Consider the following 18054-nt stretch of genomic DNA (forward strand, 5'->3'; position numbering starts at 1 on the left):
TTATGATATTAGTGGCAGCTTAATTGTAAATACACTACCTTTTCCTTTTTCACTTTCTACTGATATATGACCTTGATGGTCTTCTACTATTCTTTTTACGTAAGCCAAACCTAAACCATGACCTTTTACATTATGAACATTTCCTGTATGCTCTCTATAAAACTTTTCAAAAACACGTTTTTGAACTTGTTTTGACATCCCGTTACCTTGGTCGGCTATTTTTAATAGTATGTTATTGCCTACATTTTCTGTATACACATCTATTTTTGGTGCATCGTCACTATATTTTATAGCGTTATCCAGAATGTTTACAATAACATTGGTAAAATGACTTTCATTAGCTAAGACAGATGATTTAGCAGCTTCTAAATGCGTTTTTACATAACCTTTTCTATCTTCAACTATCAACTCTACATGTGTAATTGCGTCTTCTACTAAGTCGTGCAACTTTACTCTATCCTTACTAATGTTAAGTTCATTCTTTTCTAGTTTAGATATACGCAAAACGTTTTCAACTTGGGCATGCATACGCTTGTTTTCGTCTTTTATCATTCCCAAATAGCGCATTACCTTTTCTTGGTCGCCAATTATTTTTGGGTTTTTTATTGAATCTAAAGCCAAATTAATTGTTGCTATTGGCGTTTTAAATTCGTGCGTCATGTTATTGATAAAGTCTGTTTTTATCTGTGATATTTTACGTTGCTTTATCAACTGATAAACAGCACTTGAATATGCAACAATAATAATTGTTGTAAAGATTATTGAAAGCAACAACATTTTTAAAATGGTTGAAAACAAAAACTTATTACGTTCAGGAAAATCTACATAAAGTCTATAATCACTTTCTCCATTATTATCTAAAAATACGGGAACACCAAGTGTAGCACTCGATACTTCAAAATCATCAGACTGTACTTTGGTAGCCAAATCTTTATCATAAATAGCAAACTCAAAATTGATATCAATACCATTATTTTTAAGTTGCTTTTTTAAAAACCCTGAAACCTCTTCGCTGGTAATTCGTTTATAAACCGGAATATTTTTAAAACGCTCTCTTGTAGCTGCAATAAAATGTGCTTGCTGCAAAGGCGACATAGATTGTATATTTTGAAATGATTTTTCAGGACTAATCTTAAATTCTCCTGTTAAATTATTATTGCTGTATACTTTTGTTTCTTGATTGCTATGTACCCTGTTTAAACTTATACTATCTAAACCTATTTCAAAGAACAGTGATGGGATTTTATAGCTTTCTTCTAAAATACCGTTTCTAAAAATTACGGTTTCGTTATTAGCGTTATCTTGATACTTAAGGATTATTTCAGACAGTGCTGTAGTATCAGGCTTACCTCCTTTTTCTATAAACTCTTGAAGCTTCTTATCAAAAACAGCGAACTCTTTGTCTTCAATTGCTTTTGAAACAAAACTTAACGAACGTTTTACGTTTAAGGTAAACTGATTTTTTTCATTTATAAGCGTATTATTAATAAAATATGCTTGAACGAAAATAATCCCTATGAGTGATAAACTCATTAAAACCACCATTAAAATGAATAGCTTTTTGCCCATCGTTCAAATTTAAGATTTTAACATTTAGTTTTTGTACCCTTTAACCTTACATTAACAAAAATGTTAAAATTTGAGTTGTTGACTTACTTTATCAATGATTTATGAATTTTTAAAACCTGAACTTTTGTATCTTCAATAGTATTGTTAACTATCACAAAATCAGATTTTTTAATCTTTTCTTCATCGCTTAACTGGTTATTGACTATTGCCAAAACTTTTTCTCTTGAAGTATTATCGCGTTGTAACACACGATTTATGCGTTCTTCTAAATCTGCAGTAACCAAAACGATACAATCGTATTGAGATTGCATACCTTCTTCAAAAATGATAGCTGCTTCTTTAATAACATATGCACCATTCTGCTTTTTAAGCCAACGCTTAAAGTGCGCACCTACTTTTGGATGCACAATAGCATTCATTTGTTCAAGCAGTTCTTTGTTATTAAATATTTTTGAAGCAATATAAGGTCTATTTAAGCCTTCGTTAGTGTAAGCCTTTTCACCAAAAAGCGCAATCAACTTTCTACGGATTACTTTAGACCTATTCATTAATTTTTTAGCTTCAACATCAGCGATATAAATAGGCACACCTAATTCAGAAAACAATTTAGCAACAGTTGTTTTCCCACTACCAATACCACCTGTAAGACCTACAATTTTCATTCTACTAAGATAAAATCTACTTTGCTTTGTTTTATTTTGGCATTTTTAACCACATTAGGTAATCTGGTAATTTTAGGCGTTAAGAACGTACGATTGCTTCCTGAAACTTCATTGTAATCACATTCTACTCTAAAATCTTGTAATTTAATTTCTTTAAAGTTTTTTAAAGGTAAATAATACAATACAGATACAGTTTTAGGGAAAAAATTTACTGTGGCATTATTAGGCGTATTATTTATGTTCAACGGTACTTCTATTGTACCTTCAGTAAACTTTTCGACATCTCCAGTTATTGTGACTTTATTTTCTGATAGCTTAATGTTATAATCAACCTCTGGTAAAACCACATTAACTGTTGAGTTGATATTAGATTTTACCTCTTTTAAAGTTAGAGATTTAGTGTTTATAAACTCTATGTTATCAATCACATTTTGAGGCGCAATAACGTTTATTGAATCTGGAGAAACCGTTAAACCGTTCAGCAAATCATACCCTGAAGAGAATGAAATTTTAGAATCTACAACAACAGGTATTTTTTTAACTGCTAACGTTTGAAACGAAAACTTTAAAGTATCTGGTTTTATTGATACAACTTCAACTTTATCTCCTAACTGAGGTTTTATATTATGGACAGTTGCATTAGGCACCCAAATATAATGGTCGTCAACCAAGCTTAGATCTTTTTCAAAATCTACTTTTAAAGAATGATCTGAAAAGTATAAAGGCATTAAATTAAACCCATGAGAGTTCATCACTACATTTACATTGGCTGAGTCATTTTTTGTTAACACATAATGCTCAGGAACATTAGAAAATTTAATTGCAAAATTAACCGACTCAGTATACTCTTTGGATAGTTTTGAAATTACCAAAAACAAAAATGCTAAAAGCAGAAACAACCCAAACACATTGAGTTTTTTACTCTTTATTGACTTTAGCAGTTTATGTTTTAGTTTACTAACCATGTATAAAAAATAAATGAGGAAATACCTGCTCTGGAGTTTTCTTAGTAAACTTTAAAGCTAATGTAGACTTTAAAAACCCATAACCATAACCAAAAAACTGTATTGCTATTGCAATAATAGCTTGTATAGCTACAACCAAGCTTTTGGAGCTAATTAATGCTAAAATAAAGGCTACTATAAAATATAAAGCATATAATTTTAGTCCTAAGTCAATTCCTAAACCAAACAAAATTATTGAAGCTAAAAAACCTAAGCAAAACAATGTTGGTAGCCAATAAACTAGTTTTGCTGTTTTAGGATGCCATTGGTTTAAAATAGGTCTAACCAACCCAAACTTATTGACTTGCTTGTAAAATTTAGACCAAGAAATTCGGCGTTTGTGATATACAAATGCCTCATTAATCAATTTAGTTTTAAAACCTAGGTTAATTAACCGTATTGACAAATCAGGGTCTTCACCTGGATGAATTACACCAAACCCTCCTGAAGCTTCAAATGCAGCCTTAGACAGTCCCATATTAAAACTTCGTGGTTGAAACTTATCTACTTTTGTCTTTCCTCCTCTTATTCCACCAGTAGTAATAAAAGAAGTCATAGCAAAGTTTATAGCTTTTTGTAGTGATGTAAACGACTGGTGAGCCGCATCAGGACCTCCAAAACAGTCTACAAATTCGTTATCTAGACTATTTTTAACCGTTTGTAAGTAATGTTTAGGCAATAAACAGTCTGAATCTAATATGATATAGTAATTTCCCTTTGCCTTTTTCATTCCGAAGTTTCTAGAATCTCCAGGTCCTGAATTAGGTTTAAAGTAATAGGAAATATTCAATCTATCAATATAAGATGCTACTATTGCTTTACAATCAATATTAGAACCATCTTCTACAATAACTATTTCAAAGCTAAAATCGCCTTCTAAGAAAGTAAAGCTTTCTAAAAGCTCATTAACCTCATCAGGCCTATTAAATACTGGTATTATAAATGAAAAATCAAGTGCATTCATATACCACAAAGGTAATTAAACTAAACACAAAAGCCACCTAATTGGTGGCTTTTGAAATACAATATTTTATATTTTTATTGCTTTATAATTCTGATAGTTTCAGTTACATCATTGATAGTAACTTTCACAAAGTAAGCACCATTGCTTAAGTTGCTCATGCTAACTTCACTTTGTAAACTATTAGGAGCAGTTCTAACAACTTCTTGTCCTAACATGTTGTAAATAGATACATTTTGTATATTGCTTTGAGCTTTTAAATTCAACTCATTTTTAACTGGGTTAGGGAAATAAGTAAAAGCGTTTTCACTCTCAACCTCATCAACTCCTAAAGTATCAGAAGACCAAATCTTCAAATCAAAAGTTTTTCCTGTTGTTGAACCTGGTCCCCATTGAAATACTCTTACATAGTATGTTTCTCCAACAACTAAACTTGTAGAGTTAATTGTTTCTAAAGCTGGTCCTCCTTCTGTATTATCAGCACAACTAACAGCAGACAAACTTCCACAACTTCCAGAGTATAATTCTATTATTCCATCAAAATTATCTAGCTCAAGAGTTAAAGTAACATTAGATGTTAAAGCTTCAAAAGAATACCAAACATCATCATTTGGCGTTCCACCACAGCTTTGTGCAGACATACCCGAACTAGTTGCTGAATCAATAGTTCCTGAAGTTGCACTTGCTGCTCCTGCACTTGCAACACCAGTTTCTTGGATTATAGATTGAGCTGTAGCACAATCATCATTAGAAAGTCCTGTTGAATCTAAGTTTTGTACTGTAGTTACATGACAATTAATATCAATGTCACATACAGCGTTCTCAGCCCAATGCACTTCAACTTCAACAGCAGTAGACACCCAACTTAATGGTGATGCTCCATGACTTAAAACAGTAGTTCCATCAGCAGCATCGGTTATTGTGATATAACCACCATCTCCATCAAATTGATATTCATCTCCAATATTGAGGTTATCAACAACAGAAAACTCACCAAAGGAGCTACAACTAGAGATTTGTTCAATTGATCCTGAATTCAATGCACTGTAGGTCTCTGTCGGAAATTGACTGGTAAAATTACACTGCGCCTGAACGTAAATATTTGTTAAAAAAAGGCAAAATGCCAATAAAGTAATTTTCTTCATGGTATATTTAGGTATTTGATTAATAACGATATAAATGTATTAAAAAAAGACAAGACTTAATTTTATAATCAATAAATTCGACAAAAAACAAGGTATTCTCGTTAAGTGAATAGTTACACTTAATTCTAGTTCATTTAGTTTTTAATAATCTTAAAAGACTTTAAATTATCATTTGTCTCCATTTTTATAAAATAGTATCCTTTTTCTAAATGTGCAAGGTCTAACCTCACCTCACGAGCTAAAGCTTTATTTTGCAATAACTCCTGACCTAGAGCATTATATAACGTTACGAATTTTATGTTTTGGTCAGATTTTATTATTAACTCATCAGATACAGGGTTATTAAAACTAAAAGTAGCCTGTTCGTTTTCGTTTATTGATAATTGATTTTCACCTTCTATAATCTCTAAAACTTGATTTGCATTTACATTATTAATAACATCAACAATACCACTTAACCATGTTACTTTTACATAATCAACAATTGTATTATCTGCAAGTCCAAAAATTTCGATCCCTAAGTTTTGAGAGAGATAACCTTCTCCACAAAGTGTATATCTATATTGCTTTTCTCCATTAATTGAAATTTCTATTAAAGAACCAATACCATCTCTATTACTAACAGTTCCTTGAAGTTTTACTTTTAGCCAATTATTACTTGAAACTGTTTGATTTTCCCAAATAAATATATTTTCATTATTAATGTTATTCACAGCAATATCAGGAAACCCATCATTATCAATATCTCCAATTGCGTTAGAAAAACTTTTTCTATAGTCATTAACAAAACCAACATTGGTAGGAATACTAAAAAAGCCACTACCATTATTTTCATAAAAGGCGGCTGATAAAAAACCTGGTACTGAACCATTAAATTCTCCACTTACATACAAGTCTAAATCCATATCATTTTCAGCATCCAAAAAAACTGCTCCCCAACCTATGCTATTAAAAAGGACTCCTGCTGTTGAAGCAACATTGGTAAACGTCTCTCCATTATTATTCTGTAATAACACATTTCCACTTGGTGTATTTGTTACATAAATGTCTAACCAACCGTCATTATTATAATCATCTATTGTTACAGACATAGCATCAATGTAAAGATTGGTACCTGTGTTAACACTAACATCAGTAAAAGTACCGTCTCCATTGTTTTTATAAAGTACATTTGGGTTATCTACTCTATCGTTAGACACGTAAATGTCTTGCCAACCATCTTTATCATAATCAAAAAAAGCAGAGCAAAAAGATAAATCACTAACTTCTAGTATACCTACAAGATTACTTACATTTACAAATGTTCCATCACCATTATTTTTATATAAATAATTTGGCACTACACCTGTAACATCTCTATTGCTTAAAAAAACATCAAGGTAGCCATCGTTATTATAATCTCCCCAAGATGCACCATAAGTAAAAATATTATTAGTTGGTAAACCACAAGTTGAAGTAACTTCGTGAAAACTCATACTTCCGTTATTAACAAAAAGCCTATTTCCTGACACGTTACTTGTCATATAAAGGTCTTTATCTCCATCATTATCAATATCAACCCAATTGACTTGTTTTACCTGAGAAGTTATTTGAGGTGAGATTAAAACTTCTTCAACAAAAACGCCATTAACATTTTTAAAAAATCGTAAAGCAGTTCCAGCTTGAGAAGCCAAAGTTATATCGTCCCAACCATCATTATCATAATCGCAAAAAGTTATTCCACTACCAAAAGGAGTATTACCACTACTAAAACCTAATCCGATATTAGAAGCTTGGTCTGAAAAATATGTTTGAGAGTAAACAATTACACTCATTAGAAATACTATTTTAAAAGATAAAATGTTTTTTTTCATTTATATAAGTGTATAATTTTAAAAGTACTAAAAAAAGAAAAGCCCTAGCTATTTAGCTAAGGCTTTTCTTTTTTTTATTTAAAACTATTTAGTTTTTTATAACTCTAATAGTTTTTGTAGCGTTATCAATTGTTACTTTAACAAAATAAGCACCACTATTAAGATTTACCATATCAACCTCAGCATCTAATGTGTTTGGAGAAGCGTTTATTACTTCTTGTCCTAACATATTATATACTGCAACATTTTGAATGTTGCTTTGAGCGTTAAGCGTTAATTTATCATTAACTGGGTTAGGATAATATGTGAATTGAGATAAACTTACATCTTCTAATCCTAGAGATGATCCACATAATATAGATTTGACTCTACCAGTATCTTCGCTATCACATTGATCATTTACATGAGCATAAAATCTAATGTCACCATCTACATTAGATGTCCAAGTCACAGGTGAAGTTCCATAAGCAATTGCTGCTGTTCCATCTGCATTACTAATTGTTATAAAATCTGTAGCCACAGAACTAGAGAACTGATAAGTCTGTCCAGACTCGACTGTTACTAAAGCATACTCACTAGCCCAAGCATTTGTAGTTACATCGTTAGGAGTTGTACCATCACAAGTTGCAGCTGTAGCGTCATAAGTAGCAGCTGGGTATTGACCATACACAGCAGTAAGACAATATCCTGGATTTGCTTCTGTAGTAAAGCTATAAACTGCACAAGAACTAGATTCTGTAGTTCCATTCAGTGATGTTACCATCCAATAAATCGTTGCTTCATAAGCCAAAATATTTAAATCAATAGAAGTTGTAGCAACAGTACCTATTAATTGAGGGTTAGCTCCTGTTTCATCATCTACTGCATAAAAATTATATTCAGTAGGAGTAGGTCCTGTAGCTGGAGCAGTCCATGTTGCAGTAATATCACCTACAGAAACATCTGTTGCCCCATCAACTGGAAAAACTGGAGCTATCGGGCAATCAGGAGCAGGATAAAAAGTAAATGCAAATGGACCAGCCCATTCACTTGTTCCGTCTCCTCCACAATCTGCTCTTACATAAAACTCATAATCATTTCCAGACACTAAAGACATTGCTTCATAAGGATTACTTACACCTGATACTGTAGGAGCACCTGAAGCACTTCCTCCTCCAGTTATATCTACTAACTCTATATCCCATAATGAAACTCCTGCGTTATCTGTCCAACCTAAATTAGCAGTAGTCCCAATCATATCTGAAACAGCTAAATCAGTTGGAGCAGGACAAGCTGGTATTGCATCACTAATAGCATTGTCAACATACAACTCCCATTCATTAGTACCAGTTGCATGTACAGCAATATAAACCGTATCACCAACATAAGCACTTAAATCAAACGTTAATGGAGTCCAAGTATTTGGTGCCTCACTTGAAGCTTGTAAAACGACATTAAATGAAGCTGCATTAGTATCAGTTGTAGATAATAAAATCTCATAAGGCTCTAAAAAAGCGCTACTTCTAGATTTTACATATAACGAAAACCTATCATTAACACCTGAAGCTACAGTAATACCTGGTGTAATTAAGTAATCATCGTGTGCTGTAGATGAATCATAAAGTATTCTAGCAACACTTGTTCCATCTTGGGCACCTCCTGTTGGAGTACTATAATACTCCCACCCTGTTGGGCTGCCATTATTTATAACAGTCCAAGAAGCAGGAATTTCTGTTTCAAAACTTTCAGCAAATTGAGCATTAATTTGCAACGAAAAAGCAAAACAACAAAACATTAATAAACCTAAAGTAATTTTTTTCATATTGATTTGTATTAATAGTTATTTGACTAAAAATATCAATTCTTTAATAGAATAGAAACCTGTAAACACCATAATCGACTAAATGTCAATAGTTTCGATAAACAACACAAAAACTTAACCTTTACTAGATGATTGTTTACGATTTATTAACCTTGAAATAAACTAAATTTACAATAAAAAAAGCCTTAGCAAAATTTGCTAAGGCTTTTCTTCTTTTTATTGAAACTATTTAGTTCTTTATAACTCTAATAGTTTTTGTAGCATTATCAATTGTTACTTTAACAAAATAAGCACCACTATTAAGGTTTGCCATATCAACCTCAGCATCTAATGTGTTTGGAGAAGCGTTTATTACTTCTTGTCCTAACATATTATATACTGCAACATTTTGAATGTTACTTTGAGCATTTAGCGTTAATTTATCATTAACTGGGTTAGGGAAGTATGTGAATTGAGATGTCTCAACACCTATTGTTGATAATGAATTATCTACTGTAATTTTATAATCTTCTACTTCTCCTCGTCCTGATCCAAATGAACAAGCATCGTCATCTCCAGGATTACTATCATTCCAATCAATCATTACACGCATTCTATAGTCACCTTCTGGTGTAGATGCTGGCACTGTGATTGTTCCTGTAAAAGGTCCATTACCGAATGAGCTAGTAGAATAAACCGCTTCAAGCTCATCAAAAAAGAAATCGTTATTCCAGTCTATCCAAATAGCTGCACCAACAGTTCCACCAACAATCTCAACATTAAAATCAAAAGTTTGTTCTGCCCCAAGGCTAACTGTATGATTATCAAAATAATCTCCGTAATTATTAGTAGCAAAACCAGAAGCTGAATTATCTATATTCATACCTGCAGCAGCTGTAGTAGTAAACATATTTACATATGAACCTGAACTTGTTCCTGATGGCACACAATACCCAGCATTGAAAGTAAATGGTCCTTCCCAAGCACTGGTATCTCCACCTCCACAATCAGCTTGTACATATAAGTCATAAAGCATATCAGCTGTTAATCCAGAAACTGACGCAGTTAATCCTGCTGTGTTACCTGACCCTAAGGTTCCATTACCTAGTCCATTACCAGATGGCACAACCTCCCAATTATAACCAACTGGTGATGTACCTTCAGTTGGAGCTTCCCAGCTTAAATCTGCAGAATTTGGAGCCACAAAATTTGCACCTAAGTTTTCTGGCACAAAACAAGTAGGTTCCATATAAACACAAAGATCAAAATCTACTTGAGAAGTATAATAAGTAGCTACTGAAATTAAATAAGTATTTCCAGCTGTAAGAGATTCTTGTAAGGAAGTAGAATAACAACTTGAATTAATACGAGTTAAACTCCCACAACTACCTGAATAAATAGATAAATAAGTTGAAGCTGTACCTGAGGTTAAAGTTCTTTCTATATTATATAAGCCATCAGCACTTGGTGTAAACTCATACCATACTTCTCTGTAACTTGTTGAGCAATCATAGTCTGCAGAATTTGTTGATCCTGCAGTAGTTCCTGACACAGCATTATTACAAGATTCATCTGATACTGTGATAGTTGTAGCGTTAGAACAATCGTTATTAGATGGAGGTGTAGCAGGCGTTGTAAAAGTAAACGCTACCCAATCACTCGTTTCTCCACCACAATCGGCTTGATAATACACATAATAAGTAGTGTTATCATCTAAACCTGTAAGCATACCATTATATTCAGGTGTACTAGTCACTGTATCTAAACCGTCAGATTCTCCCATTCCAGGAGTGAAATCTGCTCCTGCTTTCCATTCAATATTCCAAGTTGTTTCAGCATTACCAGCACTCCATGATAAGTCAGTTGAAGTTTCAGTTAAATTATCTGCAGTCATATCTGATGGCTCAGGACAAGTAACTTCATAAATATCTAAATCATAAGTTGTTGTTTGAGGTGAACCTGACCAAGCTGACACTACAACATAATACGTTGTACCACTAGTTAAGCTAATTAATGGTAAGCTTCTAGTTGAACCACTAGTTGAAGTATGGTAAGCTACTACCGATGAAAAAGGACAACCTTCAAATAACCATAAAGAGTGCCAATCAGATGTAGGTAATGTTAAATCAAAATTATAAACACCATCAGAAGCAGGTGTAAACGAGTATACAGTCTCATTAGACCCTAAGTAAGATGAGCTTCCTGTTCCATTAGTATACTGAGCGCCTGTTAAAGCAGGTACATCAGAAGGGTCATATGCGTCTCCGTAATTTGCTGTGTCATCTGATGTTGAATAAGGTACTGATGAAACAACAATTGGGTTACTACAGTCATAACCCAATGGAGCGTCTTCAACAGTAAAACTCCAAATAGCACAACCAGATGCTTCTGCAGACGCATTAACAGGAACAGCAGACCAATATACAACTTGACTGTAAGAAAAATCTATAGAAGCCGTTGTTGTCACTACACTCGTCTCTAAAACTGGATTTGTTCCAGATGCATCATCGTAAGTATAAATATTATATCCTGTTGGAGTTTGTCCAGATGATGGAGCAGTCCAACTTAAAGATACTGTCTCACCTTGAACATCAACTGCTGCATTTAATGGTGTAATAGGTGCTTCCGCACAGTTAGGAGTTTCTGCTAGCGTAGTAAAAGTATATGACACCCAACCACTAGTATCACCTCCACCACAATCAGCTTGATAATACACATAATATTCTGTATTTTGGTTTAGAGCTATAAGCTCACCAACATATTCAGCAGAACCGGTTACTACATCTGACCCATCTTCTTCACCTGTACCAGGATTAAAATCAGCTCCAGCTTTCCACTCTAAATTCCAAGTAGTTTCAGTGTTTCCAGCAGACCATGATAAATCAGCTGATGTGGTAGTCATAGTATTCGCAATCATATTAGATGGATCAGGACATGATTGGGTTATACCATTCAAAATTATATTTGGTATATACGCTGGTGTTCCGTCTGCTGTAGGAGGTGACATTGGATCATGTGCATTCGAATCGTTTTTTTCATAAATAGACTGTGCTGCTCCAACCGAAGTAGTAAGAAAGTTATCTGAATTACTATTGTAACTAGAAGCACTTTCAGTAACAGCCACAACTAAGTTATCAACTCCATTATAGGCAAAATCAGTTATATCAATGTTAATCCACTCTGCTGTGCCTGCCCCAACAACTGTTATGGTACCACTATATACTTGGGTTAAATTGCTAATATCTATCCAATCAGTATTTGAAGTAAATTCTGACTTAGTGGTGTGTCCTATATAAACTGTCCACTCTTTTGAGTTAGTGATAGTAGAATTACCATTAAATTGATACGAAATATCAGTTATTGTTCCATTGGCATTGATTTGTGCTGCTGTATAAATAGATTGCGAATAGGTATATCCAAAATAAGGGTCAATCGGTAAGGAAGAGCCCTCATAGTTACCATTTCCAATCTGTACTTGTGCACTAGATTGCCAACAAAATGAAAAAATAGCCAACGCTATTAATAAAGTAATTTTTTTCATAATTTGTTATTTAATTAATAGTTAATAAAACGTTAATGGATAAATGTATTGATTAATTTTCTGTTAAGAAACTACTGTCAATTCTAATCGATTAAAACCCAAAAAAACCGACAAAAAACAGCTGCTTAAAAATCAAGCGATTGTATAAAAAAAGAAGAAGAGCCAAAAGCCCTTCTTCTTTTTAATTGTATATATTAAAATTATGTATGTTATTTATTCAACAAATTTTTCCATAATTGCATCACTTACGCCCATATTGCTAAATCCTCCATCATTAAATAAGTTTTGAAGCGTTACTCGTTTGGTTAAGTCACTAAACAAAGTGACTGTATAGTTAGCACAGTCTAAAGCTGTGGCGTTTCCTAAAGGCGACATCTTATCAGCATAAGCAATAAAACCATCAAACCCTTTTACACCTTGACCTGCAGTTGTTGGTGTTGGCGATTGCGAAATAGTGTTTACTCTTACTTTTTTATCTCTTCCGAAGAAATACCCAAAACTACGTGCTATACTTTCCAAATAGGCTTTATTGTCTGCCATATCATTATAGTCTGGAAACACACGTTGTGCAGCCATATATGTTAAGGCTACTATACTTCCCCATTCATTCATTGCGTCTGCTTTATACAATGTTTGCATTACCTTATGAAACGACATTGCTGAAACATCGGTTCCTTTTTGAGTCCAATCGTAATTTTGATCAGTATAAGCTTTTCCTTTTCTCACGTTTACAGACATTCCAATAGAATGCAAAACAAAATCAATCTTTCCGCCTAAAATCTCCATTGATTTTGATACTAAATTTTCTAAATCCTCAATTGATGTGGCATCTGCAGGAATAATCTCTGAACCTGTTTTTTCAGCAAGTTCATTTATTTGTCCCATTCGCATAGCAATTGGTGCGTTGGTAAGCACAAATGTTCCGCCTTCTTCATGAACGCGCTCTGCTGTTTTCCAAGCTATTGAGTTTGGGTCTAATGCGCCAAAAATAATTCCTTTTTTTCCTTTTAATAAGTTATATGACATATTACTAGTTTTTTGAATATTTATAATTTAGTTGGTATTTGATTACCTATTTAGGTTTTATCAATATTAAATTCAAAATTAATAAAACTTTAAATGTATTACTGCTTTTTAGTGTTCAATTCTGCAATAATACTTCCTCTATCATTATACCAATTATCGTCTTTAAAGGTAATAACTCCATATTGGGTGTGGTAAAATCGATCTCCTGATATTAGGTTTTCATTCTGAGGGAAGACATAATCAGGTATACACTCGCCATCTATAACTGTGTGTGCTACATCACAAGGGTCGTCATCACAACTACTTAGTACAGCTAATATAATACAGCAACTAATTACTAACTTATATTTGTTTTTCATAATATGCTAATTTAATAATTGTTTTGCATGCTCTAAAGCCGAATCTGAAAGGGTTGCGCCTCCAAGCATTTGTGCTATTTCAACAATACGTTCTTCTGAAGTTAACTTTTTTAACTGCGTTTGGGTTACCTCATCAACATCTTCTTTAAAGACTTTAAAGTGTGTATCTCCTTTTGATGCTATTTGTGGTAAATGTGTTATGGTAAACACTTGCATTGTTTTACTCATTTGCTGCATAATAGATCCCATTTTATTTGAAATTTCCCCTGAAACTCCTGTATCTATCTCATCAAACATTATGGTTGGCAATTGCGTATATTTTGATAAAATTGACTTTATAGCAAGCATAATACGAGATAACTCTCCTCCTGATGCTGCTTTTTTAAGTTCATTAAATTGACCACCTTTATTGGCTGAAAACAAAAAGCTCAATTCATCTTTTCCGTTTAAATGGAATTTATCTACCAGCTTTAACTCTACTTTAAATTTAGCATTAGGCATTCCTAAACTTCCTAAAATAGCTTCTAATTGCTCAGTTAAGCTTGGTATTGCGTTTTCTCGTGTTTTATGAATATCCTTAGCGAGTTGATTTAATTGTTGTTCAATCGTTTTAAGTTTCTTTTCAATAGCAACAATTTGAGTATCCATATTCTCAGTTACAGCTACTTTTTCCTTAAGGTTTTCTCGAATAGAAATTAATTCAGAAACATTAGACACAATATGCTTTTGCATTAGATTATGAAGCACTTGCAGTTTAGCATTCACTACATCTAATCGGTTAGGGTCATCTTCTAGCTGGTCTTGAGCTGTTTCAATTTCTGAAAAGACATCGTCTAACTCTATTAAACTACTGTTGATTCTTTCAAAAATAGCTTTATAGTTTGCCGAATATTCTGAAATTTTAGCAAACTGATTTTTGAGTTCTGTTAAATTGCTAATAACACCAATATCTTCATTACTTAACAATTGATAAGATGCCGAAAGTTTATCTTTTATCTCCTCTATATTATTAAGCGTTTCATACTCTTCTTCTAAAGTTTCCAAGTCGTCGTCTTCCAACTTTGCCGCTTCTAATTCTTTTAAAAGAAACAGGTTATAATCTAGCTCTTTGGTAAACTCGTTTTTTTGCTCTTGCAATTGAGTTAATTCTCGTTTTAGCGATTTATATGTTGAAAGTTGGTTAGAATATTCTGAAAGTAACTTAGCGTTATCTGCCAATGCATCTATAACCTGAAACTGAAAATCGTCATTGGTTAACTGTAAGGTTTGATGTTGCGAATGAATATCTAAAAGATGTTCGCCTAAGGTTTGCAAACTATCTAAGTTTACAGGTGTATCGTTTATAAATGCTCTAGATTTACCTGAAGGTAATATTTCGCGACGTACAATGGTTAATGGTTCGTAATCTAAGTCCTCTTCTTTAAAAAGCGATTTTAGGTCGTAATTAGCAACATCAAAAGTGGCTTCAATAACACATTTTATTGATGCGTCTTTAACGTTACTCAAATCGGCTCTTTTACCAAGCACTAAAGACAAACCTCCAAGCAGTATTGATTTTCCTGCTCCTGTTTCACCAGTAATTATGGTAAGCCCATTATTGAAATTAACCTGAAGGTTATCAATTAAAGCGTAATTTTTTATGGATAGTGATGTAAGCAATGTATTGTTAGCTAAAGTTTCAACAAAAATCTATACTAGTACCACTTTTTTAAAGTGTCTAGTATTTTATGTTTCTCCATTTTGAAGCATGCATAGGAGCTATTCTAGTAAGTGATGTGATTACCTCAGTAATGTTTACACTTGGTCCACCTGAAAAAATGTCTTGAATTTCTTCGGATTTTGCATCAAAAAACACACGCATTAGAAAAGAATTAGGACGTCTACTATTCATTGTTTTTAAATCTTCAATAACCGAAGCTATTTCCTCTTTTGAAGATTTTGCGTTTCTATGCATTTTATCTAATCCTTCCATATGATAAGCGTACATCACATTTCTAAATTCTTTAAACATTGGAGATAAAATGTTGTCTATTAAAACAAAGCGTGTTTGCTGACCATCTTCTAGCTTCCAACCTTTAAAGTTTTCTTGCTGCGAATAGTTTAAAATAGTTTGCGCTTGTCTGTAATATTCATCTCCTCCATTTTGCTCAAAAGTATCAGCATCTAAACCTAAAATCATGTAAATATGATAAGTTAACACTGAAACTAGATTAGATTCAAACTGATTAGGATTAAATACTAAATTTTGAAATTCCAAGTACCTAAACGTAAAGTTCTTATCGTTAAAATTATAGACAGGAGTACTGTAGGTTGAATTAAAAACTGGTCGTGACGATTGCACTTGCAACGTCGCATTAAACACATCGCTATTGTAATCTAAAATGTTGATTACCATACTACAATTGATGCGTTCTTGTGGTTTAAAATTCTTATCTGTCCAAGTTGTGTTGTTTACAAACTCTGTTAATTGTCTTTCTAAAGTTTTAAACACCTGAACATTTTCGTTACCAGTTTGTTGCGCGTTAACTACCAAGTTACAATTAAGTTCTTGAGCAGTAACACTTAAACCGAAACATAAAAATAAGATATAAAGAAAATTACGCATTGAGTTGTTTTAATATTTGATTCATTAAGTCTTCAGCTACTTGTGTTTTAGACTTTAGCTCTTGGGCAATGATTTGGTCATCATTAGTTATAAAAGTAACTTTATTTGTTGAACCTCCAAAACCTGCTCCTTTATCGTTTAACGAATTTAATACAATTAAATTTAAATTCTTAGCTTTTAATTTTCCTTTTGCATGTTCTAACTCGTTATTTGTTTCTAATGCAAAGCCAACTAAAAACTGTTTGGTTTTAATAGCACCTAATGAAGCTAATATATCCTTAGTTTTTTCTAACTCTATGCTAAACGTTGCTTCTTTCTTTTTTATTTTTTGGTCTGCAACATTTTTTGGTCTGTAATCTGCAACTGCAGCCGAAAGCACTGCAATATCAACATTACCAAAGTAGTTATGCGCTTCATTATACATTTGAGAAGCACTGGTAACTCGTATTAATTTTATTAAACTACTAGATACTGTTTCATGACTAGGTCCTGACACTAATATGACCTCAGCTCCTAGGTTTGCTGCAGCTTTGGCTATTTCAAAACCCATTTTACCACTAGAATGATTACCTATAAAGCGAACAGGATCTATAGCTTCATACGTTGGTCCAGCAGTAACCAATACTTTTTTTCCACAAAGTGGTAGTTTGTTTAAAATATCTTTTTCAATAAAGTCAACAATATCTTCTGGTTCAGCCATACGACCTTCCCCTACAAGACCACTTGCAAGTTCGCCGCTTGTTGCAGGAATCATTATGTTTCCAAAAGATTTTAAAGCCTTAAAAGACTGCACTGTAGATGGATGTTTGTACATATCCAAATCCATAGCAGGAGCAAAATACACAGGACATTTAGCTGAAAGATAAGTAGCCAAAAGTAAATTGTCGCAAGTACCATTAGTCATTTTAGACATGGTGTTGGCTGTTGCAGGAGCTATCACAAAAATATCTGCCCAAAGCCCAAGTTCTACATGATTATTCCACACAGCATTGTCATCCTCTTCATTTGTAAATAAAGAATGAACTGGATTTTTTGATAATGTAGAAAGTGTTAAAGGTGTAATGAAGTCTTTAGAAGCAGGCGTCATAACGACCTTTACGTTTGCGCCTGCTTTTATAAATAACCTTACAAGGTTAGCTGTTTTATAAGCAGCAATACCAGCAGTGATGCCAAGTAATATATTTTTGCCGCTTAATATTGACATCTTAAATCTTATTCCTGATTGTTGTCTTCAGTATTTCTGAAATAAATTTTGTCATCTAACCATTCTTGAACAGCTAGTGCATGAGGCTTAGGTAGTTTTTCATAAAACTTAGACACCTCTATTTGCTCTTTGTTTTCAAAAATTTCTTCAAGACTATCATTGTAGGTTGCAAACTCCTCAAGCTTATCGATAAGTTCTCTACGAATGTCAGTGTTAATTTGTTCAGCTCTTTTTGAAATTACAGAAATAGCTTCGTAAATATTACTTGTTGAAGCGTCAATTTCATTTCTGTCATAAGTTACAGTTGTAACAGGAGCATTGGTTTTCTTTAAATCCATTATCTTA

At 33.0% G+C, this 18054-nt stretch carries 14 protein-coding genes; all 14 read right to left on the reverse strand.

All coding sequences use genetic code 11. From position 1 onward, the window contains the following. The 14 genes from ACQ0RB_RS10150 to ACQ0RB_RS10215 all read right to left on the reverse strand — a co-directional run bounded on the left by ACQ0RB_RS10150 (position 1) and on the right by ACQ0RB_RS10215 (position 18047). Entirely contained in the window at positions 1 to 1569 is a 1569-nt protein-coding gene (locus ACQ0RB_RS10150; protein WP_430498251.1) for a sensor histidine kinase, read from the reverse strand. Between the two features lie 83 nt (positions 1570 to 1652). Further along, complete coding sequence (gene coaE, locus ACQ0RB_RS10155; protein WP_343798475.1) at positions 1653 to 2231, reverse strand: dephospho-CoA kinase; 579 nt, start codon at positions 2229 to 2231, stop codon at positions 1653 to 1655. Continuing rightward, the gene (locus tag ACQ0RB_RS10160; protein ID WP_430498253.1) at positions 2228 to 3196 is read right to left on the reverse strand and encodes a CdaR family protein; all 969 of its coding nucleotides are present in this window, start codon (positions 3194 to 3196) and stop codon (positions 2228 to 2230) included. The genes coaE and ACQ0RB_RS10160 overlap by 4 nt, the downstream gene beginning before the upstream one ends. Beyond that, positions 3189 to 4199 carry a glycosyltransferase gene (locus ACQ0RB_RS10165; RefSeq protein ID WP_430498255.1) on the reverse strand — a complete coding sequence of 337 codons (1011 nt, stop codon included), beginning with the start codon at positions 4197 to 4199 and terminating at the stop codon, positions 3189 to 3191. The genes ACQ0RB_RS10160 and ACQ0RB_RS10165 overlap by 8 nt, the downstream gene beginning before the upstream one ends. 74 nt (positions 4200 to 4273) lie before the next feature. Beyond that, a complete protein-coding gene (locus tag ACQ0RB_RS10170) occupies positions 4274 to 5341 on the reverse strand; it encodes a T9SS type A sorting domain-containing protein (protein ID WP_430498257.1) in 1068 nt (355 codons plus the stop codon). A 134-nt stretch (positions 5342 to 5475) separates the two neighbouring features. Further along, on the reverse strand, positions 5476 to 7155 hold the full coding sequence (locus ACQ0RB_RS10175; RefSeq protein WP_430498259.1) for an FG-GAP-like repeat-containing protein: 1680 nt from the start codon (positions 7153 to 7155) through the stop codon (positions 5476 to 5478). A gap of 127 nt (positions 7156 to 7282) precedes the next feature. Next, the gene (locus ACQ0RB_RS10180; protein ID WP_430498260.1) at positions 7283 to 8995 is read right to left on the reverse strand and encodes a choice-of-anchor J domain-containing protein; all 1713 of its coding nucleotides are present in this window, start codon (positions 8993 to 8995) and stop codon (positions 7283 to 7285) included. 229 nt (positions 8996 to 9224) lie between these two features. After that, on the reverse strand, positions 9225 to 12515 hold the full coding sequence (locus tag ACQ0RB_RS10185; protein ID WP_430498262.1) for a GEVED domain-containing protein: 3291 nt from the start codon (positions 12513 to 12515) through the stop codon (positions 9225 to 9227). A gap of 213 nt (positions 12516 to 12728) precedes the next feature. Further along, positions 12729 to 13541, reverse strand: coding sequence for an enoyl-ACP reductase FabI (locus ACQ0RB_RS10190; protein WP_134199312.1), 813 nt, complete (start codon positions 13539 to 13541; stop codon positions 12729 to 12731). Between the two features lie 98 nt (positions 13542 to 13639). After that, positions 13640 to 13900 carry a hypothetical protein gene (locus tag ACQ0RB_RS10195; protein WP_430498265.1) on the reverse strand — a complete coding sequence of 87 codons (261 nt, stop codon included), beginning with the start codon at positions 13898 to 13900 and terminating at the stop codon, positions 13640 to 13642. A gap of 6 nt (positions 13901 to 13906) precedes the next feature. Then, a complete protein-coding gene (gene recN / locus ACQ0RB_RS10200) occupies positions 13907 to 15559 on the reverse strand; it encodes a DNA repair protein RecN (RefSeq protein WP_430498267.1) in 1653 nt (550 codons plus the stop codon). A gap of 58 nt (positions 15560 to 15617) precedes the next feature. Further along, positions 15618 to 16505, reverse strand: a complete 888-nt coding sequence (locus ACQ0RB_RS10205; protein WP_430498269.1) for a DUF4835 family protein — start codon at positions 16503 to 16505, stop codon at positions 15618 to 15620. Then, positions 16498 to 17709: a bifunctional phosphopantothenoylcysteine decarboxylase/phosphopantothenate--cysteine ligase CoaBC gene (coaBC, locus tag ACQ0RB_RS10210; RefSeq protein ID WP_430498270.1), complete on the reverse strand. Its 1212-nt coding sequence runs from the start codon at positions 17707 to 17709 to the stop codon at positions 16498 to 16500. Before coaBC ends, ACQ0RB_RS10205 begins: the two co-directional genes overlap by 8 nt. An 8-nt stretch (positions 17710 to 17717) precedes the next feature. Further along, positions 17718 to 18047, reverse strand: coding sequence for a DNA-directed RNA polymerase subunit omega (locus ACQ0RB_RS10215; protein ID WP_187347850.1), 330 nt, complete (start codon positions 18045 to 18047; stop codon positions 17718 to 17720). Positions 18048 to 18054: the final 7 nt, after the last annotated feature.

The organism is Gaetbulibacter sp. PBL-D1 (genome assembly GCF_050509525.1).
Lineage (GTDB): Bacteria > Bacteroidota > Bacteroidia > Flavobacteriales > Flavobacteriaceae > Gaetbulibacter_B > Gaetbulibacter_B jejuensis.